17 protein-coding genes are annotated in these 23,785 nt (G+C 69.8%); 15 read left to right on the plus strand and 2 right to left on the minus strand.

The features are described from left to right. Positions 1–109 precede the first annotated feature (109 nt). From B2K11_RS04175 to B2K11_RS04220, 10 genes are all read left to right on the plus strand, one after another. Complete coding sequence (locus B2K11_RS04175) at positions 110–1,483, plus strand: ABC transporter substrate-binding protein (protein ID WP_239525706.1); 1,374 nt, start codon at positions 110–112, stop codon at positions 1,481–1,483. A 66-nt stretch (positions 1,484–1,549) separates the two neighbouring features. Then, positions 1,550–2,584, plus strand: coding sequence for a sugar ABC transporter permease (locus B2K11_RS04180; RefSeq protein WP_163617021.1), 1,035 nt, complete (start codon positions 1,550–1,552; stop codon positions 2,582–2,584). Then, on the plus strand, positions 2,581–3,471 hold the full coding sequence (locus tag B2K11_RS04185) for a carbohydrate ABC transporter permease (protein WP_239525707.1): 891 nt from the start codon (positions 2,581–2,583) through the stop codon (positions 3,469–3,471). The genes B2K11_RS04180 and B2K11_RS04185 overlap by 4 nt, the downstream gene beginning before the upstream one ends. After that, a complete protein-coding gene (locus B2K11_RS04190; RefSeq protein ID WP_163617022.1) occupies positions 3,468–4,325 on the plus strand; it encodes a hypothetical protein in 858 nt (285 codons plus the stop codon). Before B2K11_RS04185 ends, B2K11_RS04190 begins: the two co-directional genes overlap by 4 nt. Further along, entirely contained in the window at positions 4,322–6,493 is a 2,172-nt protein-coding gene (locus B2K11_RS04195) for a glycoside hydrolase family 36 protein (protein WP_239525713.1), read from the plus strand. The genes B2K11_RS04190 and B2K11_RS04195 overlap by 4 nt, the downstream gene beginning before the upstream one ends. Continuing rightward, positions 6,486–7,403 (plus strand): family 43 glycosylhydrolase, encoded by a 918-nt coding sequence (locus B2K11_RS04200; protein ID WP_239525714.1) that lies wholly within the window; start codon positions 6,486–6,488, stop codon positions 7,401–7,403. The genes B2K11_RS04195 and B2K11_RS04200 overlap by 8 nt, the downstream gene beginning before the upstream one ends. Next, the gene (locus tag B2K11_RS04205) at positions 7,400–8,371 is read left to right on the plus strand and encodes a hydroxyacid dehydrogenase (protein WP_163617023.1); all 972 of its coding nucleotides are present in this window, start codon (positions 7,400–7,402) and stop codon (positions 8,369–8,371) included. The genes B2K11_RS04200 and B2K11_RS04205 overlap by 4 nt, the downstream gene beginning before the upstream one ends. Before the next feature lie 24 nt (positions 8,372–8,395). Then, entirely contained in the window at positions 8,396–9,988 is a 1,593-nt protein-coding gene (locus B2K11_RS04210) for a family 43 glycosylhydrolase (protein WP_239525715.1), read from the plus strand. 104 nt (positions 9,989–10,092) lie between these two features. Next, a complete protein-coding gene (locus B2K11_RS04215) occupies positions 10,093–13,608 on the plus strand; it encodes an alginate lyase family protein (RefSeq protein WP_163617024.1) in 3,516 nt (1,171 codons plus the stop codon). 159 nt (positions 13,609–13,767) lie between these two features. Continuing rightward, a complete protein-coding gene (locus B2K11_RS04220) occupies positions 13,768–14,826 on the plus strand; it encodes a LacI family DNA-binding transcriptional regulator (protein WP_163617025.1) in 1,059 nt (352 codons plus the stop codon). Here the strand turns inward: B2K11_RS04220 and B2K11_RS04225 are convergent. After that, on the minus strand, positions 14,823–16,478 hold the full coding sequence (locus B2K11_RS04225; RefSeq protein ID WP_163617026.1) for a glycoside hydrolase family 32 protein: 1,656 nt from the start codon (positions 16,476–16,478) through the stop codon (positions 14,823–14,825). The two genes, B2K11_RS04220 and B2K11_RS04225, sit on opposite strands and share 4 nt — an antisense overlap. A gap of 94 nt (positions 16,479–16,572) precedes the next feature. Then, positions 16,573–18,189 carry a glycoside hydrolase family 68 protein gene (locus B2K11_RS04230; RefSeq protein WP_163617027.1) on the minus strand — a complete coding sequence of 539 codons (1,617 nt, stop codon included), beginning with the start codon at positions 18,187–18,189 and terminating at the stop codon, positions 16,573–16,575. 196 nt (positions 18,190–18,385) lie between these two features. Between B2K11_RS04230 and B2K11_RS04235 the strand changes: the two genes are divergently transcribed. From B2K11_RS04235 to B2K11_RS04255, 5 genes are read left to right on the plus strand one after another with little or no spacing between them, the layout of a single operon-like run. Beyond that, positions 18,386–19,471, plus strand: a complete 1,086-nt coding sequence (locus B2K11_RS04235) for a LacI family DNA-binding transcriptional regulator (protein ID WP_163617028.1) — start codon at positions 18,386–18,388, stop codon at positions 19,469–19,471. A 41-nt stretch (positions 19,472–19,512) separates the two neighbouring features. Further along, positions 19,513–20,802, plus strand: coding sequence for an extracellular solute-binding protein (locus B2K11_RS04240; protein ID WP_163617029.1), 1,290 nt, complete (start codon positions 19,513–19,515; stop codon positions 20,800–20,802). Between the two features lie 58 nt (positions 20,803–20,860). After that, complete coding sequence (locus B2K11_RS04245) at positions 20,861–21,802, plus strand: sugar ABC transporter permease (protein ID WP_163617030.1); 942 nt, start codon at positions 20,861–20,863, stop codon at positions 21,800–21,802. A 3-nt stretch (positions 21,803–21,805) separates the two neighbouring features. Continuing rightward, positions 21,806–22,759, plus strand: a complete 954-nt coding sequence (locus B2K11_RS04250) for a carbohydrate ABC transporter permease (protein WP_163617031.1) — start codon at positions 21,806–21,808, stop codon at positions 22,757–22,759. Further along, positions 22,756–23,700 (plus strand): carbohydrate kinase, encoded by a 945-nt coding sequence (locus tag B2K11_RS04255; protein ID WP_163617032.1) that lies wholly within the window; start codon positions 22,756–22,758, stop codon positions 23,698–23,700. Before B2K11_RS04250 ends, B2K11_RS04255 begins: the two co-directional genes overlap by 4 nt. Positions 23,701–23,785 lie beyond the last annotated feature (85 nt).

A 23,785-nucleotide genomic window follows, 5' to 3' on the forward strand; every position in this document is an offset into this window, starting at 1 on the left:
CGGTGCGCAAGGGTGGAAAGCGCTTTACGAAACTAGGTGGCAAACGTTGTCCACTTTGAGGTACTCTCTCCGAGACGGAAACGTTCCGGCACGAATCAAGGGAGATCACATGCATGACGCGATGACGCGGGCAGGGATGCGTGCCCGTATGGGCCGCCGCTCGCCCTGGATCGCCGGCGCAGCGGGCATCGCTGTCGCGGCACTCGCGCTGACGGGCTGCAGCAGCCCGGCGGACGACAGCGACGAGGGCGGCGCGGCGACCGAGAAGACCACGATCCGCTTCCTCTACGCCACCGGCGACGAGACCTGGAACTCGGTCGTCGACAACGTGGTCGAGGCCTTCAACGACCAGAGCGACACGACGACCGTGCAGCTCGATCCGCTTCCTGCGGGAAGCGACTACGCGACAGCACTGAAGACGATGGATGCCACCGGCAACTGGCCGGCCGTCGTCGACATGCGCGACACCCTCACGTACGTCAACGCGGGCAAGCTCGCTCCGATCCCCGATTCGGTGACCGAGCTCATCCAGCCGGAGGCGTTCGGCAGCGCGGAGGACGGCAACGTCTACACCGTGCCGTACAGCGCGCTGAACGGCGAGATCGGCCTGAACGTCGTCTACAACAAGGACTACTTCGAGGAGCACGACCTCGAGGTGCCCGAGACGTACGACGACTTCCTCGACCTGCTCGCCGACATCAAGGCGAACGGCGACGCACCGCTGGCGACCGCCGCGGCGGAGGTGTGGCCGAGCGACCAGCTGTGGAAGCCGCTCGCCGCGCCGTACTTCGCGGAGTACGGCGACGAGGGCGGGTTCTGGACCGCTGCGCAGAACGGCGACGCCACCGTCGAGGACCTGCGCGAGCCGCTGCAGGAGCTGCTCGACATCACCAACGACTACGTGCTCGAAGGCTGGCAGTCCACGGCGGACGCGCAGACCACGACGCTGCTCGTGAACGACATGGCCGTCATGGCGACCTCTTCGGCCGGCATCGGGCGTCTCAACGACATCAACAAGGTCGACCCTGACTTCAACGCGGGCCTGTTCATCATCCCCGCCGAGGACGGCGCCATCAACGTGCTGAAGAACGCGGTCAACGGCGACACCGCCGGCGGCCTGGCGATCTCGGCCCAGGCAGCCGACGACGACGCCGAATACGCGTCGGCGACGGAGTTCCTGGAGTACTTCTACCAGGTGGAGACCGCCAACCTCATGGAGTCGCAGGGCTGGCTGGCGCCGAACATCGTCGCCGCGGACGAGATCGAGCGCAACACCTCTATCCCGGGCTCGAAGGACTACTTCGCGCTTCTCGAGAACCCGAACCTGGCGTGGTACGAGAACGTGTCGAACCTGGCGACCTTCAGCGCGTTCAACACCTTCTTCCGGCAGGCGCGCATCGAGATGCAGGACGGCCAGTCGTCGATCGACGACACCATCGCCAAGGTGCAGGCGGAGTTCGACAAGACGGTCGCAGCGGGCTGAGACCACACGTGACACGGTGCCCGGGCAGCCGCCCGGGCACCGTGGAACGGAGGCGAGGAGGTCTCCATGACTGATCAGAGTGCCCTGCAGGGGCAGACCGCGGTGGTCGGCGCCGCCGTCCGGCTCACCGGCGAAGGCCCGCTCGACGGCGCGCCGGAGGGTGCGGCCGACGACGTCCCGTTCGTCCCGGCCGGACCGCCGAGCGAGAGGCGCCGCATACGCCGCTTCCGGAGAGTGCGCTGGGTGATGCTCGGCTTCATCGCCCCGGCGCTGGTCGTGTACCTGCTCATGGTGATCGTGCCGTCGGTGCAGTCGCTGCAGCTGAGCTTCACGAACTGGGACGGCATCAGCCCCGACTACGACTACGTCGGCGTCGCCAACTACGAGGAGATCCTCGGGAGCGGCAGGTTCTGGAACGCCGTCAAGAACACCCTCATCCTGGGTCTCGGATCCGCGGTCATCATCAACGCCATCTCGCTCGGCGTGGCCCTGATGCTCGACCACGTCGGCCGGTGGCAGGGGCTGTTCCGCACCGCCGTGTACCTTCCCTCGCTCGTCAGCGCGTTCATCCTCGCGACGATCTGGAAGTACCTGCTCAACTACAACTTCGGCGCCGTGAACGTCTTCCTGCGTGACATGGGATTGCCCGAGTGGGCGCGGGACTGGCTGGGCGACAGCTCGATCGTGGTGTGGGTCATCCTCTTCATCACGTGCTTCACCCTCGGCGGCAACACCACCCTCATCTACCTCGCCAACCTGCAGTCCGTGCCGCAGGACCTGGTCGAGGCCGCGCGGATCGACGGCGCGAACAGCCGCCAGGTCTTCCGCCACGTCACGTGGCCGATGCTCGCGGGCGCGGTCACGGTCAACATGACGCTCGCGATGATCGCGGGGTGGACCATCTTCGACCAGGTCATGGTCCTCACGTCCGGCGGACCCGGCTTCGTCAGCGAGACCATGGCGTTCTTCATCTACAAGGTCGGCTTCGGCGAGTACCGCGCCGGCTTCGGCAGCGCGGCCGCGATCGTGCTGTTCCTCGTGGTGATCGTCAGCACCGTGGCGGCGAACGCCTACATGCGCAAGAGGGAGATCCAGGCATGAGCACCGAGACGGAACTGCTCGTCACGCCCGAGCACACGCGCCGCCGGCGCCCGCGACGCCGCAAGCGGCTGACCGCCGGCCAGGTCGTCGTGATGGTCGTCCTCGCGGTGCTGGTGCTGATCGTCGCGAGCCCCGTGCTGTACGCGCTGCTGAACTCGTTCCGGTCGTACGGCGAGATCACGATGGATCCGATGGGGCTGCCCACGCAGTTCACCCTCGACAACTACGTGCAGCTGTTCCAGGAGACGGACTACGGCGAGGCGCTCGTCAACACGCTCATCATCACGCTCGCCACGGTCGTGCTGCTGATCGCGATCGTGCCGATGGCGGCGTACGGCATCGAGCGCGTCGGCGGCCGCACCTCGCGGTTCGTCTACATCCTCTTCATCGCCGGCCTCATGATCCCGTTCCAGGTGCGCATGATCCCGCTCGTCAAGGGATTCGACGAGGTCGGCCTGTACAGCACGCTGACCAGCGTGGTGCTGGTGCATCTCGGCGGGGCGGCGAGCTTCGGCATCCTGCTCTACTGCAGCTTCATCAAGGGCATCCCGATCGAGGTCGAAGAGGCGGCCAACATGGACGGCGCGGGGCGCCTGCGCACGTTCTGGGCGATCGTCTTCCCCATGCTGCTGCCGGTGACGTCGGCGTTCGTCATCATCCAGGCGCTCGGTCTCTGGAACGACTTCTTCATCCCGCTGGTGTTCCTCGACTCGTCCTCGGCCGGCACGATCAACGTCGCGATCAACCGGATGGTGGGGCTGCTCACGTCGCAGTGGCAGCTCATCTACACCGGCGCGATCCTGGCGATCATCCCGTCGGTGGCGATCTTCGCAGCCTTCCAGCGTTACTTCATCAAGGGCATGTCGGTCGGGGCGGTGAAGGGATGAGCGCCGCGCCCACGACCTCGCAGCGCGGCGGTGTGGCGTCGCGCGTGCGCACCCTCCTCGCGCTCGATGGCCCGCTCGCGGCCACAGTGCTGACCGTGTTCCGCTCCTTCGTGCTGTCGGTCTCGTTCATCGGATGCCTCGTCCCTGTGCTCGCCTTCACGGCCCTGGTCGGCTGGCAGGCCACGCATCTGGCGGTGTGGCTGGGAGCGGCGGCGCTGCTGCCGCTCGTGCCGGCGACGTACGCGCTGCTGCGCGGTGCCCGCTCGCTGCTGGCAGAACGCGGCGACGCGCCCGCCGGGCGGGAGTTCTGGACGTCGTTCGCGCGCGGATGCCGCGATCTCTGGTGGGCCGCACTCGGGCTGGGCGTCGTGGTGGTGGTGCTCCAGTACGACCTGGCCCTGTTCGGCGGCGCCGACGCGGTCGTGCTGCTGGCCGCGGTCGCGGCGGCGCTCGCCGTCGTGCTGCTGATCGGGGTGTGCGTCGTCGCGGCGGCGCCCACCGTGAATGCAGGCGTTTCGTCTGCGGGCGCTAGAGCGCCCTCCGCTCAACGACCGGGTGTCGTCGGCTTCCGGTCGTTGAGCGAGCGAGGAACGAGCGAGACGAAACGCCCCGACCGCACGATCGACGCCAGCGCGATCGACACGGTGACGGCCGCGGCCAAGGCCATCGCGCGTCGTCCGCACATCGCGCTCAGCTGGCTCCTCCTCATCGGGCTGGGCCTGGCAGCCACGGCGCTGCCGCTGATCGGTCCCGCGATCGCCCTCTTCCTGCCCGCGACGGTGGGCGCCGGCATCCATATCTGCAACGACGCGCTGCGTCTTCCGCTGAACGACGAGACGAGACAGACTCCGTGACCGAAGCCGTCCATCACCCTTCCGTCCTGATCCCGCGCGAGAGCGCACCCGCTGCACCGGCACCGGTCACGAGCCGCGCGCGCGTCGGCGTGTTCGAGCTGCGGTGGGGGAACGACGCGCCGGCGTCGCTGGTCGTGCCGTCGTCGACGCACAGCGGCCGGCCCGGCGTCGGTCTCGTCGAGGTGTTCACGTCGACCGAGCAGCGCGCCCGCACCAGCCAGGCGTACTGGCGGTCGGCCGTCGGCGAGCGGCTGCGCGTCCAGGGATCGCAGGTCATCGCCGAGCCGGACGCCGTGCGCGCCGTCGTCGTGCAGAGCGACGCCGTCAGCGGGATCGAGGTGCGCACCACCGTCACGGCGCCCACGGGCACCTCGACGGCGCGCATCGAGAGCGAGATCCGCAACGCCGGACGCGAGGCCGTGGTGATCGCCGCGATCTCGTCGGCGACGATCGGGTTCGGCCGCTCGGCGCGCGATCTGGACGAGATGGTGTGGGGCTCGGCGGCGAGCGAGTGGCTCGCCGAGGACAGGTGGAGCGAGGTTCCGCTGCGGACGCTGCTGCCCGACATCTCGCTCGCCCTCCACGCGCAGGACGCGCGCGGGCATGCCGGGCTCACGAGCCACGGTGGCTGGTCGAGCGGCGAGCACGTGCCGTGCGGCTACGTCTCTCGCGCCGACGGCGAGACGCTGGCGTGGCAGATCGAGACGAGTGCGGGATGGCGCGCGGATCTCTGCCAGGCGCGAGACGGCGGTGTGCTGTCGCTGCTCGGCCCGACCGATCTCGAGCACCAGTGGGCGCACGAGCTGCTGCCCGGAGAGGCGTTCACCGCCGTGCCGGTCGTGCTGGCGGTCGCGCCGAAGAGCCCCGGTGGTCCCGGCAGCCCTGGTGGTCCGGCCAGCCGCGGTGGTCCGGGCAGCCCAGGCGATGCGCTCGGCGAGCTCACCCGGTACCGGCGCTGGCTGCGCGGTGCGGCCGGCGCGCAGCACCTTCCGGTCGTGTACAACGACTTCATGAACACGCTGATGGGGCAGCCGACGACCGACGAGCTGCTGCCGCTGGTGCGCCGCGCGGCCGAGGCGGGCGTCGAGGTGTTCTGCATCGACGCCGGATGGTTCGCCGACCCCGCGATCGGGGACTGGTGGTCGACCGTCGGCGAATGGCGCGAGGCACCCGCACGGTTCCCCGACGGCGGGCTGCGGCGCGTCATCGACGCGATCCGCGACGCCGGCATGGCGCCCGGACTGTGGCTCGAGCCCGAGGTCGTCGGCGTCGACAGCCCCGCCGCATCACGGCTCCCCGACGAGGCGTTCTTCCAGCGGTTCGGGCAGCGCGTGCAGGAGGACCGCCGCTACCACCTGGACTTCCGGCATCCTGCCGCTCGCGCGCATCTGGACGCGACCGTCGATCACCTCGTCGAGGAGTTCGGCATCCGCTATCTGAAGCTCGACTACAACATCAACCCGGGTGCGGGGACCGAGCACCACGCCACCACGGCGGGGGATGGACTGCTCGCGCACACCCGCGCCTTCCGCGACTGGCTGGTGCGGGTGCAGGAGCGGCATCCGTCGCTGCGTCTCGAGAACTGCAGCTCGGGTGCGATGCGCGCCGACTACGCGCTGCTGGCGGTCACGCACCTGCAGTCCACGAGCGACCAGCAGGACTTCCGCCTGTATCCGCCGATCGCGGCGTCGGCGCCGGCATCCATCCTTCCCGAGCAGTGCGGCAACTGGGCCTACCCGGCCCGCGACATGAGCGCCGAAGAGACCGCGTTCACGCTCGTGACGGGGCTGAGCGGCCGGCTGTACCTGTCGGGGTTCCTCGACGAGCTGCGGCCCGACCAGCGGGCGCGCATCGCCGAGGCGGTGGCGCTGCACAAGGACCTGCGCGACTCGCTCACCACCGCCCTGCCGTTCTGGCCGCTGGGGCTTCCCGCGTGGGACGACGAGGCGCTCTGCCTGGGGCTTCGCACCGCCGACGCCGACCTGCTGTTCGTGTGGGATCGGGATGCCGCTCCCGCCGCATTCACCATCCCCGGGGTCGCGGGCGAGACCGAGGTGCTGTTCCCGGCCGATGGAGCCGGGTGGGGGCTCGACGCGGGGCCCGGCGGGCTCGAGGTGTCGACGCCCGCAGGGATCGGCGCACGCGTGCTGCGGGTGACCCGTGGCTGAGCGCGGCGCGATCGTCCCCGGACGCGTGTTCACGGACGACCGCGGCCGGACGGCGCAGCTGCACGGCATCGGCCTGCAGCGGGTCGGCGACCGGTGGCTCGCGTGGGGCGAGGACAAGGCGGCGGGCGACCGGTTCACGGCCGTCGCGTGCTACTCCTCGGAAGACCTCGCACAGTGGCACTACGAGGGCGACGCACTGACCCAGGCTGACGGCGACATCGGCCCCGACCGCGTCGTCGAGCGTCCCAAGGTGCTGCAGCGCCCCGACGGGCGCTGGGTGATGCTGCTGCACGTCGACGGACCGGTCGAAGGGCAGGCGGGCGACTACGCGTACGCGCGCGTCGGCTTCGCGATCGCCGACCGCCCCGAGGGTCCCTACACCTACGTGCGCAGCGAGCGTCCGCTGGGCAATCTCAGCCGCGACATCGGCGTCTACCAGGAGGACGGTGTCGGGTACCTGCTCTCGGAGGACCGCGACAGCGGCCTGCACATCTACCGCCTCCGCGAGGATCACCTCGGCGTCGAGGCGGTCGTGGCGACGCTCCGCCAGCAGGCGAACCCGGCGATCGGCTACGAGTCGCCCACCCTCGTGCGTCACGAGGGCCGCTATTACCTGTTCGGCTCGGACCTCACCGGCTGGAGCATGAACGACAACATGTACGCCAGTGCCTCGGCGCTGGAGGGCCCGTGGGATCCGTGGCGACCCATCGCGCCGCCCGGCACCTGTACCTTCGAGTCGCAGGTGAGCGTCGTGGCGCCCGTCGGCGACGGGTACGTGTACATCGGCGACCGCTGGGATCCGTCCCGGCTGGCGGAGTCGCCGGCGGTGTGGCTCCCGCTGCGGATCCGCGATGGCGGCGTGGAGCTCGAGTGGCGCGACCGGTGGAGCATCGAGGAGCTCGGCGCATGAGGGCCGCATTGCTGATGGACCCGGCGCTCGTGCCGTTCGTGTTCGGCGACGCCGAGCGGGAGCGGCTGAGCGAGATCCTCGAGATCGACACCGCGGATGCCGCCACCTCGCTCGCCGGCATCCCCGACCCGTCCGGGGTCGAACTGCTGATCGCCGGCTGGGGTGCCAAGATCAGCCCCGGCGACCTGGACGCGTTCCCGAAGCTGCGGGCGATCGTGCACTGGAGTGGGGGCAACGGCGGGCTGGACGGCCCGGCGTCGGGCCGCGGCATCCGCATCTCCACCGCTCGCGTGGCCAATGCGATCCCGGTCGCAGAATTCACCCTCGCGATGATCACGCTCGCCGCGAAGGACGCGTTCTGGGCCTCGCGCCGCTACAGCGCCGAGCAGCGGTTCATCGACCGCGAAGCCGAGCTGCCGCGCACCGGGCTGTACGGCACGACCGTCGGGATCGTCGGGGCCTCGACCATCGGCACGCTCGTCATCGAGAAGCTTCAGCGCAGCGACGTCCGCGTCCTGCTCTACGACCCCTATGCCACCCCCGAGACCGCGGCGCGTCTCGGGGCCGAGCTCGTCCCCGACCTCGGCGCGCTCGCCTCACGGTGCGACATCCTCTCGATCCATGCACCTGAGATACCGTCGACGATCGGCATGGTATCGGCTGCCGTCCTGGCGGCGCTGCCGGACGGCGCCACGGTGATCAACACGGCACGAGGTGCGCTGGTCGACCAGGAGGCCCTCGTCGCCGAACTCCGGCGCGGACGGCTGCGGGCCGTGCTCGACGTCACCGAGCCGGACGTGCTCGAGCCGGGGCATCCGCTCTACACCCTGCCGAACGCGTTCCTCACGCCCCACCTCGCAGGATCGACGGGCAACGAACTGCGACGCCTGGGTGAGGTGGCGCTCGCCGAGATCGAACGCTTCGTCGCCGGCGCGCCCTTCGCGCACCCGATGCCCGTCCTGCCCTGACACCGTCGTCCCTGGAGGCGCATCGTGCCCGTGATCCACAACCCGGTCCTGCGCGGGTTCAACCCCGACCCGTCGATCCTGCGCGTCGGGCACGACTACTACCTCGCGACGAGCACGTTCGAATACCACCCGGCCGTCCGCCTGCACCATTCGCGCGACCTCGCGCAGTGGTCCACGATCGGCCACGCACTCGACGACGGCTTCGACCTGCGCGGCATCCCCGACTCCGGCGGCGTGTGGGCGCCGAGTCTGACGCATGCCGACGGGAAGTTCTGGCTCGCGTACTCGATCGTGCGCAGCATGGACGGCGACGACAAGGACATCGACAACTACCTCGTCACCGCCGAGGCCATCACTGGTCCGTGGAGCGAGCCGGTCCACCTGGGATCGCGCGGATTCGACTTCTCGTTCTTCCACGACCCCGACGGCACCCACTGGATCGTCGGCGTGCAGTGGGACCAGCGGCCGGAGCTCCCGTCGTTCTCGGGGCTGGTGGTGGAGCAGTACCTGCCCGCCGAGCGCCGGACGAGCGGCGAGGCCGTGCGCATCTACGGTGAGAGCGGCCTCGTCGAAGGGCCCAACCTCTACCGCATCGGCGACTGGTACTACCTGCTGATCGCCGCCGGAGGCACCGGGTGGAACCACGGCGTCACCATGGCGCGATCCCGCAGCCTGCTCGGACCCTACGAGCGCGACCCGCGCGAAGCGGTGCTCACGACGCGCGATGCGCCGGGGCATCCGCTCCAGAAGGCGGGGCACGGTGAACTGGTGCAGACGCCCGGCGGCGACTGGGTGCTCGCGCACCTGGCGAGTCGCCCGACCCTGCATCTGGGGGAGCGGTACAGCACGCTCGGTCGCGAGACCTGTCTGCAGCACGTCGTCTTCGACGACGACGGCTGGCTGCGGCTCGCAGACGGCGGGCATCATGCGAGCGTCGAGGTCGCAGCGCCCGGTGTGGCGGAGGGGACGGATGCCGCACCCGGCCCGCGCGGCTGGACCGACGACTTCGACACCCACGCCCTCGACTCGCGGCGCTGGTCGGCGCTGCGGGCAGCACTGCCCGGCGCGGTCGCGGATCTCGGCGCCCGGCCCGGATGGCTGCGGCTGCGGGGCGGTCACTCCGCGGCATCCGTCTTCGACCAATCCCTGATCCTGACGCGCGTCGAGGAGCACCGCGCCTCGCTCGAGGTGCTGCTGGACGCGGCGCCGCGCACGCCTCGCGAGACCGCCGGCCCGATCGCCTGGTACGACCGGTCGGGATGGATCCAGCTGCAGCTGACCTACGACGACGACAACGGCCGGCACCTGCGCGTAGTGCGCCGCGACGGCGCGACCACGACAAGGTCCGCGCCTGTCTCCGTGCCTTCGGGCCCGCTGCGGCTGCGGCTGTCGCTCGACGGTCCGGAGCTGCGGTGCGCGTGGGCCGAGCCCGATTCGGAAGAGTGGATGCCGGTCCCCGGCGTTCATCCCGCATGGACGCTGTCGGACGACCACGGGCCCAGGCTCCGCTTCACCGGGCTGTTCTTCGGCGTGCGCGCCGACGACCTCGACGGGCGCGGCTGGACGGCCGACCTCGATCGCGTCGCCGTGCGCTTCGAGCCCGACCCCGCGCGCTGATTGCCCCTTGACGTGATGCACCGGGGACGACATCGTTAACCGGCAAACGTTATCCATCCTCCATCCGCGACCGGTGTCGATCGCGGCGACAGGAAGAGAGATCGATGAAGATCCAGCAACGACGAGCCGCGCGCCGCGTGATCGGAGCGCTGACGGTCATGGCCCTGACGGTCGCAGGCGCCCTCACGGCGCTGCAGCCCGCGGTCGCCAGCCCCGCAGCCGCCGAAGAACCGGTGGCTCCGGCATCCGTGCCCGCCATCGTCCGGACGATCAGCGAGGCCGGCTTCGCGCATCCCGGTGTCGGGTTCACCGCGGACCACCTCGAGAACATGCGTACCCAGGTGCTCGCCGGCGTGGATCCCTGGGCGAGCTACTACGAAGCCATGACCCAGACCAAGTACGCCGCGCGCACCTTCGTGCCCGAGAACGCGAAGGACGCCACCGACACTCCGAAGAACGACGCGTACGCGAGCGCCGGCATGCGCTCCAGCGCCCTCCGCGACAGTCTCGGTGCCATGGCACAGGCGCTCGAGTACGTCGTCACCGGCGACGAGCAGTACCGCGCGAACGCGCTGCACGTGCTGCGCACCTGGAGCAACCTCGACCCGGCCAAGTACGCCTACTTCGCCGACGCGCACATCCACACCGGCGTGCCGCTGTACTACATGCTGATCGCCGCCGAGGTGGTGCGGGGCACCGACGCCGCGAACGACTCGCTGAACGGCTACGACCTGCGCTGGACCGACGAGGACCAGCAGCGCCTCGAGGACAACCTCGTGCGTCCTGTGCTCGACACGTTCCTCTCCTCCCAGAACCGGCTGTGGAATCAGCACCTGTACGGTGTGATCGGCATGGTGGCCGCCGCGATCTTCCTCGACGACGCCGACCTCTACGCGGAGCGCGTGGAATGGTTCACGGTCAACGCGGGCTACCAGAGCGAGCACGACCTGTACGGCGGAGACGTCAACGGCGCCCTCGCCTCGCTCTTCCGTGAGATTCCCGCCGACGCGGCTGGGAACACCACCGGTGCGCCGTTCGTCCAGCACATGGAGATGCTGCGCGACCAGGCCCACGGCCAGGGGGACGTCGACATCTTCGTCGCCCTCGCGCGCCTCGTCGACAACCAGGGCACGACTCTCGACCCCGTCGCCGGCACCGTCTCGTCGGCGCCCGACGCCGTGTCGCCCTACCGGTTCCTCGACAACCGCATCCTCGCCGGTGCCGACACCTTCGGCGCGTTCATGATGGGCGAAGAGGTGCCGTACATCCCCGCGACCGAGGGGGGTGCGATCTCGCAGGCCTATCGCGGCCGGCTGCAGGATCCGATGAGCGAGGCGTACCTGCAGTACCGCTATGTCGCCGGTGTCGACGTCGAGGCCGAGGCGCCCCACGTCGCCGAGCTCTACGCGCACCGTGACGGACCGCTGTACTACTACGGCTCCGCCGTCCAGAACTTCTGGAACGACCGCGGCTCGGACTACACCGCTGCCGAGTACTGGGTGGCGTTCCCGCCCGAGCTCGCCGACGTCCCCGGCGCGGCCGCGCCGCTCGCCGACGGCCCCGAGCTCTCGACGGGGAGCTTCGGCACGCCGCTCGGCGGGGGAGCGCAGCGCGCCACGGACGAGGACGGCACCTCTTTCATCCGCCTCGACGCCGCGGCGGACGACGCGCAGCTCGCCGTGCGGCGTGCGGTGTGGTCCGACAGGACGAAGACCTCCCTGGTCGGCGTCAGGGTCCGCAGCGACGGGGTCGCACGGCTCCAGGTGGCGCGCACTTCCCAGGAGCAGCAGTACGAAGAGATCGTGGTGCCCGACACCGACGGCCAGTGGCGCTATGTCTGGCTCGACGTGAACGCCGACAAGGCGCCCGGCGCCGTCGGCGACAACATCGTGTTCCTGAAGGCCACAGGATCGGACGCCGTGGTCGACGTCGCGGGCGTGCTGGCCCAGGCGAACGGCGTGCTCACTCCACCCGTGTTCGCCGACGCCCCCGCCGTGGACGTCATGGCCGTCGCTGGCGAGGCGTGGACGCGGGCCTTCCCGACCACGGATACCGGCGGTGGCGAAGCGCAGCTGGAGCTGCAGAACGCGCCCGCGGGCGCGGACCTTGCCGGTGGCACCGTCAGCTGGACGCCGTCGCAGAGCGGCAGGGCCGACATGATCGTCACCGCGTCCGATGGCACTACCGTGACGGCGCTTCCCGTCGCGGTCACCGTCGCCCCGAACCGCGCGTCGGCGATCGGCAAGCTCCTCGAGCGCATCGAGGGCGGCGCGGAGCTGTACACGACGGCGACGTGGCAGCCGGTGGAGGATCTCCAGTCACAGGCGCAGCGGGCCCGCAAGACCGCGAGCCCGGCCGAGTTCGCCGATCTGCTGGATCGGCTGGGCGATGCGATCGCGCAGCTGCAGCTGCTCAACCCGCGGCTGACGGACGGCTCGCTCGACTACACCGGGATCGTGACCGCTCCGGTGCTCAGCTCCTCGCAGCTCCGGGCGCTCGCAGACGGCGACAACCAGACGTCGTGGGGCGATCAGCGTGTGACCGGCATCGCGTTCGACTTCGGGCCGGGCTTCCGCGTCTCCGCCGAGGCATTCGGAATCCAGGCGCGCGACACGTTCCCCAACCGGGCTGAGGGCACCAATGTGTACGGCTCCGACGACGGCGCGACCTGGACGCTCCTCACCCAGCACCCGAATGCGGGACAGGATGCCGCGCTGGAGTGGATCCCGGTGCGCGACGAGGTCCGCGACCAGCGGTTCCGGTTCCTCAAGTTCCAGGTCGACGAGCCGGGGGTGCCGTCGGATCCGGCGTACCCGGGCATCTGGAGCATCGCCGACATCCGCATCGACGGGGTGCGCAGCGAGGCGACCGGTGCCATGGACACGGTCACGATGTCGTCGCCGGACGGCGTGGCCGGTCGGGTGGTGGCGGGCGACCGCGTCGAGCTGCGGATGACGGGCCCGGCGGGCAACACCGCGGTGGAGGTGACGCTGCTCGGCGAACCCGCACAGGTCACGTCTCCCGCGCCTGGTGAGTGGGTGGCCTCCGCGGCCGTGCCTGCTGCGGCCGAGGCAGGCGCCGCGGTCACCTTCGCGATCGCGTTCACGACGCCGGACGGCCGGACGGCCGACCCCGTCGCCGCGACCACCGACGGCTCGAAGCTGTTCCTGTCCACCGACGAGGGACTGCTCGACGAGGCGTTCCGCGGCGCGACCGTGCTGCGTCCAGACGGCGTCGTCGATGCCGCGTGGACCCAGTACGCGGCGAAGATGTTCGACGGCGATGCGGCGACGCACTCCGACACGCGCCTGAACGCGGGAACCTACGGCAACGTGTGGGACTTCGGCACCGACTCCCGCGTGACGCTCACGGGCGCCGAACTGCTCGTGCGGCAGGACGGGTACGGAACGTCCCGCATCGCGGATATGCGCCTCGAGGGCTCGAACGACCTCCAGACGTGGACCCGGCTGACTCCGGGCGTTCCCGCGAAGACGCTCGAATGGCAGCGGTGGCCGGTGCAGGGACAGGCCGAGTACCGCTACATCCGCATCGCGAACGGTCAGATCCTCGGCGTCGCCGAGCTCCGGCTGTTCGGCAGCGTGGTGCCGTTCTCCGGCTGACATCGGCGGCGAGGGGGCGGTCCAGGACCGGCCTCCTCGCCGCCCGGACGTCGGCCGCGGCATCCGTCGGCATGACTTCTCCGCTCCGGCCGGCCGGTGGTCGGCCGGTGCGGAAATCCACCCTCTCGGCGCGCGCACCCGCACCCATAGGCTGAATGCATGCCGACAGCTGCGACTCCCGGGAGTGGACGCGCGCGGGTCAGCGACGTCGCCGCAGCAGCCGGCGTCTCGCCGACGACCGTCTCGCACGCGCTGAGCGGCGCGCGGGCCGTCAATGCCGAGACCCGCGAACGGATCCTGGCGGTCGCACGCGAGCTGGGGTACGTCCCCGACCGGGTCGCGAGCGGACTGCGTCGGCGCCGCACCGGCGTCGTGGGGCTGATCGGCGATGACCTGGCCGCCACGCCGTTCGCGGGGCGCATCATCGAGGGCGCACGACGCGCCGGCCTCGAACGGGATGTGCTGCTCATGGTGGCCGAGAGCGGCGGTGACGCGGAAGCGGAACGCGACCTCGTCGCCCGCTTCCTCGCGCAGCGCGTCGACGGGCTCCTGATCGCGCGCATGTACCACCAGCGCGTCGATCGACCAGCGGTACCGGACGAGGTGCCGGTCGTTCTCGTCGACGCCGCGCCGGAGCCGGGCTGGGAGGTCGACGCGGTGGTGCCCGACGAGGCGCAGATCGCCACCTTGGCGTGTGAGCGGCTCATGAGGGAGGGGCACCGCGAGGTCGCGTACATCGGCACGATCGACGAGTCCCGCGCGGCCCGAGGACGCCTGATCGGCGTGCGCTCTGCCCTGGGCGACGCGGGCATCGCTCTGGGCGACGGCCGACTCGAGTTCTGCTCCTCGGATGCGGCGGGCGGACGCGAGGCGGGCGGCCGGCTGGTCGATCAGCCGGCGCCGCCGACGGCCGTCATCTGCTTCAACGACCAGATCGCGATGGGGGTGATGCAGGCGGCGGCGCGGCGCGGCATCTCCGTTCCTGCCGGACTCTCGGTCGTCGGCATCGACGACCTGCATCCGGTCGCCGATGCCCTCGACCCGGGCCTCACCACGATCGCGCTGCCGCACGACGGCATGGGCCGCTGGGGGATGACGCGCCTGCTCGACCGGATCGACGGCACGGCGCCGCCCCTCGGCGAAGGCCTTCACCTGGTGCGCGGATGGCTCGTCGAGCGCGAATCGGTCGCCCCGCCGCCTGCCCGCCCGTCCCGCTAACCGCGTTCGGGTGCGCGTGCGACCGGTGCGACCCGCAGCGGCGTGAGGCTCGCGTCGGACACGACGACCTCACCCCGGGCGCCCTCGAGCAGCAGCCCACGCTCGCCCGCGGTCCCGAAGGTCGCCATGGTGAGCGCGGCCTCGCCCCTGCCCGCGAACACTTCGATCGAGGCGGCGTCGACGACGATGTCGAGCTCGATCCGCCCGTCCGTCGGCTCGACGCGTGCCGTCCGCACCTGCCGGTACGCGTCGGGCATGCTCCCCGCGACCGCGTCGGCGTCCCGCGTCACGAAGGCGACCTGCCCATCGAAGTCGTAGCCGACGGTTGCGAAGCTCCCGTCCCCGGTCTGGACCTTGACGCGCAGCTCGCCCGCTTCGCCCGAGGCATCGAGCCGCACGCGGTAGGCCCCGGATGCCGGCACCTCCAGCTCCACGGCACTCTCGGCAGCGAGCCGCACGTCGTCGATGGGCTGCGACTCGCCCTCGAGGGCATCGAGCTCGGATGCGGGCGTCGAGCGCAAGGTGGCTCGCCCTCGTTCGGAGCCGAGCGTGATCGTGCGGACGATCGAGTCGGATCCGCCCTGCCACCCCTCGGTCGGGAACCGGCCCGCGTACGCCCAGTTGTTCATCCACCCGATGCTGTAGCGCGTCGCGAGTCGCTCCTCCTCCCCGAGCCGCGGGTCGTCCCACGTGACCGCCGCGTAGTAGTCGGGTCCGTGATCGAGCCACTGGTGGCCGGTGCCGTCGGCGACGAAGCGCTCGCCGTCCCACTCGCCGACCCAGTAGGCGGTGCCGGTGGTCATGCCCTCAGCGGCGCCGTTGGCGCCTGCGACGAGCACCCATCGCACGTCGTCGGGATCCCCGTCCACCGACATGGGGAACAGGTCGGGGCACTCGAGCACTCCGAGCCCGGTGGTGGCGAAGTCCGACGTGTAGGTCCATTCGCGCAGGTTCGGCGATGTGTAGAGGCCGATCCGGTCGTGCTCGGCGAGCGCCATCACCCAGTGCCCGGCCGACTCGTCCCAGAACACGCGGGGATCGCGCCAGTCGGCGACGCCGGGGTTGTCCATCACCGGGTTGCCGTCGTAGGACTCGAAGCTGTACCCGTCGTCGCGCGAGAAGAACAGCGACTGCCGCTGCACGCCGTCCACCTGCTGCGTGACCAGGGCGACGACCGCGCCGGCGCCGAAGCCGGCGGTGCCCTTCTCGTCGACGACGGCCGTGCCGGTCCAGATGTCGCCGAGGCCGTTGGCGTACTTCTCGATCGCGACCCCTTCGTCCTTCCAGTGCACGAGGTCGGTCGAAGTCGCGTGGTACCAGGCCGTGCCGTTCCCGTCGGGATAGTCGGCGTTGTAGAGGTAGTAGTAGTGCCACACGCCGTCGAGGAGGAACGGCTTCTGGGGGTCGTTCATCCAGTTCTCGCCGGGCGTGATGTGGATCCCCGGCCGATGCGGCGACCACTCCGCCGGTCGCTCGGACCCACCGGTCGACGGCGCGGTCGGCGAGGGAGCCGTCTGCGTGTCCTGCTCCCGGGGAAGGCCGATGGCCAGCACCGCGACCACTGCCACGGCCAGCACCGCGAGCGCGGCGGCGACGGCGATCACGAGGGAGCGTCGGCGGCGGGGCGTGTAGGGGATGTCGCCTTCGGGCATGACGGATCCTTCCGTTGTGGATCGGGCGGGGATGCGGCGGACGGATGCCCCGGCACGAGGCCGTGCCGAGGCATCCGTCGTCCTGCTGTTCCGGTCAGCGCAGCGTCTTCTCGTTGCCGCCGGGGTTGATGTTGATGTTCGCCGGGATGTCGGCGTAGCCGCCGAGCCCGCCGTTGCCGTACGAGTAGTCGACCGCCGACGAGGCGCCGTCGATGTCGATCTTGACCGTCGGGGCGAGGGTGCCGCCGCGGCGGAAGTCGCCCTCCGTGCCGATCGTGTCGATGAACGACTGCACCAGTCCACCGGGCATCACGTAGTGCGAGTACGCCTGGAAGTGCCCGATCGGCTGGTTGAAGTCCGGCGCGAAGGGCTGTCCGCCCGCGAAGTTCAGGTTCGTCGGGTTGCCGAGAGCGAGGCCCGAGCCGGCGTTCATCGGCTCGTAGTCGCTGCGGATGCCGTCGCCGACGAAGCCGTAGACGCCCTCAGGACCGTCGATGCCGTTCGCGAACGTGCCGCGGTGGCTGATGGTGAAGAGGTAGTACTTGCCGTCCTTCATGTAGATCTGCGGACGCTCGGTCTGATCCGTGACGCAGTTCGCCGACAGGATGGGCGGCAGGAACTCCCACTCGGTGAGCTCCTCGTTCTTCGCCTTCGCCAGACCGACGTTGCCGATCTGGTACGTGGCGCCCGAGGCGTTCACCTGCTCGACCGTCTCTGCGAAGGGATCTCCCTCGCGGTAGCCGAGGTCCTCCTCGTTGCAGGTCGCGCTCTCGCGCGGCATGGCGGAGTTGCCTTCGAAGACCATGAAGGTCTCACCGGGGTGGGCCGGGTCCTCGAACGTGAACGGGTCGCGGAAGTTGAAGAACTCGTTCTGCGCGCCGGTCTGGTAGTACGTGCCGTCGGCCTGCAGCAGGTCGGTGACCTCGTCGAATCCAGTCAGCTTCACGCCGTTCTTGTTGGCGTGCACCTTGCCGACGCTCAGCGCGATGCGCGGGTCGTAGGGCTTGCGGTTGCTGCCGTCCTCGTTGCGGTAGAACGCGACGTCCGTGAAGAACAGCTTGATCTCGCCGCCCTTCGAGATGCGCGCCGAACCCGACCACTGGGTCTGGTGGCTGTACGACTGGTCGGGGAAGATCTGACCGGTCACGCCCTCGTCGAAGACGAGGCCGCCGTAGGTCCAGCCGCCGTTCTCGGGCCGCTCTGCGGCGGGGACGCCGGCGGGGCGGTAGAAGTAGCCGATCTTCGCGAACACATGCCGCTCGTCGAACACGAGGTTGCGGTCGGCCACGAGCGAGAAGATGATCTCCTGGCCGTTGACGCTGTACTGGTTCGCGTCCTCATCGGTCAGCGGCCACGAGTCCCAGACCCAGACCTCCTCGTTGCTCATGTCGGGGAAGTCCTGCGGGACGGCAGGCATCGTGAGCTCGGTGGGCATCGAGTTCTGCTTCGAGCCCGCGGTCGGGTCGGACAGGCGCTTGAGCTGCCGCGCGTCCGCGCGGGTCCACTTGGCGGTGAAGTCGTCTTCGGGGGCATACGCCTCCTGGGTGTGGACGGTCGGCTCGGGTCCGTCCTGCAGGTCGGGCAGAGCCGCTGCGGTGGTCGGGCCGACGGCGGCAGCGGCGGGCAGGCCGACCAGTGCCGATACCGCGACGGCGGCGGCGGTGATGCCGCCGATCAGGATGCGCCTGACGCGCTTCGGGGGAGTGTTCATTTCTGGAGCTCCTTCGAGATCAGATGATGCAAATCGATTTGCACCGATCTCCATAGTGACACGGACAAGCGGATCGCGCATGTCGGCCGTTCGGGGGACAGGGAGCTTCGGAGACATGGTGCTTGACGTGACGCCGATCGTCGGTTCATAATCGACCCGTTCGATAAATCGATTTATCACACCGGAGTGAGCAAACATGGCAAGGGCACGGATCTCAGACGTCGCGGCGGCAGCCGGCGTCTCGGTGACGACGGTGTCGCTCGTCATGAACGACGTGGAGTCTCGCATCTCGGACGAGACACGGCAGCGGGTGCGCGAGGCCGCCCGCACGGTCGGCTACGCACCCAGCTCTGTCGCGCGAGGTCTGCGCGCCCAGCAGACGCGCACGGTGGGCCTCATCTCCGACCAGATCGCGACGACGCCCTTCGCCGGTCGCATGCTCGCCGGCGCGCAGGATGCCGCCCGCGAAAACGGACACCTCGTCTACCTGCTCGACACCGGCGGCGACGAGACCATCGAGCGCGAGGCGATCCGCGCGCTCACGGCGCAGCAGGTCGATGCGATGATCTATGCCTGCATGTGGCACCGGGTGGTCGACGTCCCACAGGGTCTCCCCGCGCAGACCGTGTTCCTCGACTGCCGGCCGGAGGCGGGCGGCCATCGCAGCGTCGTCCCCGACGACCGCGCCGGCGGGGCGGCCGCGGTGCGCGAACTCGTCGCGGCCGGGCACCGTCGCATCGCCTACATCGACACCGATGAAACGCCGATCGCCTCGACCCTGCGTCATGAGGGCTACGTCGAGGTGCTCGCCGAAGCCGGCATCCCGGTCGATGCAACCCTCCACGTCCGGGCCGAGACGTCCGCGCTGGGCGGTCGCGCCGCGGCGGACCTCCTGCTCGACCTGCCCGACGAGCGACGCCCCACCGCCGTCTTCTGCTTCAACGACCGCATGGCAGCCGGCGTGTACATCGCCGCCCACCGCCGCGGCCTCGACATTCCGCGTGACCTCTCGGTCGTCGGCTACGACGACCAGCAGCTCATCGCCGCGGAACAGGATCCCCCCCTCACCACCGTCGCCCTGCCCCATTACGCCATGGGGCGCTGGGCGATGGAGGTCGCGCTCGGCGTCCGCGCAGAGGGGGATGAGGACGCCACGCACCTCATGGAGTGTCCCGTCATCCGACGAGACTCCGTAGGCCCGCCGCCGGCGCAAGTCGCCAAACCGAACCGGCGACGGGCTTCACACACCGAGAGGCCGCCGGAGGCGGCCACCGATCGGTGACCCACGCGGGCGTGAGTCACCAAGAAAAGGAAACCACAACAATGCGCACAAGGACCCCGATCCTCGTGTCCGCGGGTCTGGTCACGGCGATCGCCTTGACCGGCTGCGGGCAAGCCGGTCAAGGAGACGCCACGACCGCGGACGGCCGCACACAGCTGACGATGTGGACCCATTCGGCGGGCAACCCCGCCGAGCTCGAGGTCTACGAGCAGATCATCTCCGACTTCAACGACTCGCAGGACGAGTACGAGGTCGTTCACGAGTCGTTCCCGCAGGGCGCCTACAACGACGCGATCGTCGCCGCCGCGGCATCCGGAGATCTTCCCTGCCTTCTCGACCTCGACGGGCCGATCATGCCCAACTGGGCGTGGGCCGGGTACCTGCAGCCGCTCGAGCTGCCCACCGAGCTCACCGACTCGCTGCTGCCCACCGCGGTCGGCGTGTGGGAGGACGAGATCTACTCGGCGGGGTACTGGGATGCCGCGCTCGCCATCTTCGCGCGGGAGTCGGTGCTCGAGGGCAACGGCATCCGCATCCCGACGATGGAGGAGCCGTGGACGGCCGACGAGTTCGGCGCCGCTCTGGCGACGCTGAAGGATGCCGGGTACGAGACGCCGATCGACATCGGCGCCGAGGACACCGGCGAATGGTGGCCGTACGCGTACTCGCCGTTGCTGCAGAGCTTCGGCGGTGACCTGATCGATCGCTCGACCATGCTCACCGCGGACGGCGCGCTCAACGGACCCGACGCGGTCGCGTGGGGCGAGTGGTTCGCCGGTCTTTTCGCCGACGGCTACGCCGACAACAGCGGGACGGTCGGCAACCAGGAGTTCGTCGACGACGAGGTGGCGCTCAGCTACACGGGTGTCTGGAACGCCGTCGCCGCGCTCGACGCTGTCGGCGACGACCTGCTCATCCTGCCCCCGCCGGACCTCGGCAACGGCCCGAAGATCGGCGGCGGCTCGTGGCAGTGGGGCATCTCCTCGGAGTGCAACGACGCCGACGGCGCTCGTGAGTACCTCGAGTTCAGCTTCCAGGACGAGTACATCACCGAGTTCGCCGACAAGCAGGTCGTGATCCCCGCCACCGAGGCGGCCGCGCAGGCGTCGGAGTACTTCGGCGACGACGGCGCCCTGCGCCCGTTCGTCGAGTTCTCGCAGGAGTACGCGGTGCTGCGTCCCGAGACGCCCGCCTACGCCGTGATCTCGGCCACGTTCGAGACCGCCGCGAAGGACATCATGAGCGGCGCCGACGTGCAGGAGACGCTCGATCGCGCCGTGTCGGACATCGACGCGAACATCGCGTCGAACGACGGGTACGGCTTCCAGTGATCCGCCGCGCCGGCGGGGGCCTCATGCCCCCGCCGGCGCATCCTCAGAGAGACCTGCCATGACTGTCACTCCACCGACGGTCGCCGCCGAAGAACCTCGGCGCGAACTCCGTCGTTTCCGCTCCATCAAGGGGCGCGAGACCTGGGCCGGCCTCGGGATGATCGCCCCCGCCGGCATCCTCCTGGTCCTGTTCCTCATCATCCCCGTGATCCTCGCGTTCACGCTCTCGTTCACGAACGCGCGGCTCATCTCGCCCAACCCCCCGCGCTTCGTGGGGCTGGACAACTTCACCCGCGCGTTCACCGCCGACCCGCTGTTCGTGCAGTCCGTCGGCAACACCGCCGTCTTCGCGCTGGTGGTCGTGCCGGTGCAGGCGGCTCTCGGGCTGCTGCTGGCGGTGCTCGTCAACCGGCGCATGCGCGGGGTCACCGCCTTCCGTGTGATCTTCTTCATCCCGGTCGTCACCTCGATCGTCGTGGTGTCGATCCTGTGGAAGTTCATGTACCAGCAGGACGGCCTCATCAACTCGATGATCGACGCCCTCACCTTCGGCCTGTGGTCGGGGGCCGACTGGCTGAACGATCCGCAGACCGCGCTCGGCGCCATCATCTTCATGTCGATCTGGCAGGCCGTCGGATTCCACATGATCATCTGGCTCTCGGGTCTGCAGACGATTCCCGAGGAGCTCTACGAGGCCGCCAGGATGGACGGCGCGAGCCCATGGCGCCAGTTCACGAACGTCACCTGGCCGGGCCTTCGCCCGACGATGGTGTTCGTGCTCGTCACGATCACGATCGCCGCCCTCGGCCTCTTCGTGCAGATCGATGTGATGACCCAGGGCGGTCCGCAGGGCTCGACCTCCACCATCGTCTTCCACGCCGTACGGAAGGGCTACGAGCAGCAGGAGATCGGCTATGCCGCCGCGATCTCGCTCATCTTCTTCGTCGCCGTGCTGATCATCGCGCTCATCCAGCGCCGGCTGACGCGAGAGAAGGACTGACCCATGTCCGAGACCCGAACCCTCACCACGGCGAGCGACGCACGTCACCCGTCGCCGCCTGCGCGCCCCGTCCGCAGCGAGAAGTCGCATCGACGGCGCGGGAAGATCCTCCTGTACATCGCGATGTCGCTGTTCGGCATGCTGTTCCTGTTCCCGCTCGTGTTCATGTTCGTCTCGAGCCTCAAGCCCGATGCGCAGATCCTGCAGGACGTCGATTCGGTGAACGCGTTCCTGCCGACCGGAGACATCAGCCTCGACAACTACTTCGGCGTCTTCGATCGCGTGCCCGTCGCACAGTTCCTGTTCAACTCCGTGTTCGTCACGGTCCTGACCGTCGGGCTCGGTCTCATCGTGAACTCGATGGCGGGCTTCGCGCTGTCGCGACTGGAGTGGAAGGGGCGCATCGTCGTCCTCGCGATCGTGATCGCGACGCTCATCGTGCCGTTCGAGACCATCGCGGTGCCGATGGTCTACTGGGTGGCGCAGCTGCCGACGCTCGTGATCGAAGGCGGAGTGCTCAAGTACGACTTCGGCTGGCTCAACACCTACGAGGTGCAGATCGTGCCGTTCATCGCGAACGCGTTCTCGATCTTCCTGTTCACGCAGTACTTCTCGACGATCCCGAAGTCGCTCGACGAGGCGGCGCGGATCGACGGGGCCAGCTGGTTCACCATCTACCGCCGGATCCTCGTGCCGCTGTCGGGACCGGCCTTCGCGACCGTCGCGATCCTCACCTTCCTGCCCGCGTGGAACCAGTACCTCTGGCCGCTCATGGTGGTGCAGAAGGAGGAGCTGCGACCCGTCATGGTCGGCATGCAGTACTTCTTCCAGCTCAACACCGCCTGGGGCGAGGTGATGGCGTACACGTCGCTCATCACGCTGCCGGTGCTGATCGTGTTCCTGATCTTCCAGCGGGCATTCGTGAGCAGCATCGCAGCGAGCGGGGTGAAGGGATGAGAACGGATGCCGCACCGCGCGTCGTCGTAGTCGGCGAGTCCCTGGTCGACATCGTGCACCGCGCCGGCGGGGCGGTCGACGAGGCGTCGGGCGGCAGTCCGGCGAACGTCGCCCTGACACTGGGTCGCCTCGGCCGCGCTCCGGTCCTCGTCACACGGCTCGCCGATGACGACGGCGGACGCCGCGTGCGCCGCTGGCTCGAGGAGTCCGGGGTCACGGTCGACGCCGTCACCGCGGTGCGAACGTCGACCGCCACCGCGCTGCTGGATGCGGGCGGGGCCGCGACCTACACGTTCGACCTGGAGTGGGACCTCGGCGACGATGTCGCACGACTCGCGCAGGACGTGTTCGCCTCGGCCGACCTGGTGCACCTCGGTTCGGTCGGCGCCGTCCTCGAGCCCGGCGCCGGCCAGGTCGCCGCCCTCGTGCGCGCGGCGCACGGCCGCGCGATCATCACCTACGACCCCAATATCCGACCCTCGCTCGTGCGCGACCCGCAGGTGGTCCGCGACCGAGTGGACGAGCTCATCGGCCTCGCCGACGTCATCAAGGCCAGTGACGAGGATATGCAGTGGCTGCAACCGGGTCGGGATGCGATCGAGGTCGCACGTGAATGGGTGATGGCCGGTCCTGCGCTGGTCGTGGTCACGCGCGGCGCCGACGGGGCGACCGCGGTGACGACGGACGCAGAGGTCGTGGTTCCCGCCGCGTCGAACCACGTCGTCGACACGGTCGGTGCCGGCGACACCTTCATGGGCGCGCTCATCGACGGCCTTCTCGCTCGCGCAGCGGGACTCGGCCTGCGGGCGCCGGGTGGCGGCATCCATCCCGACGAACTCGAGGCGCTCCTGCGCCGCGCTGCCGAGGCCGCCGCGATCACGGTGTCGCGGCCCGGCGCCGACCCGCCGCGCCGGGAGGAGCTGCTCGCGCGGATCGCGTGACGCGGACCGACCGACGCTCCTTCTTCGGGGCGACTCCCAGTTCCGGCCGTCCAGCGGCCACTTCATCCGGCGTGCTGTGTCACGC

Source organism: Microbacterium sp. B35-30 (genome assembly GCF_010634855.1).
Lineage (GTDB): Bacteria > Actinomycetota > Actinomycetes > Actinomycetales > Microbacteriaceae > Microbacterium.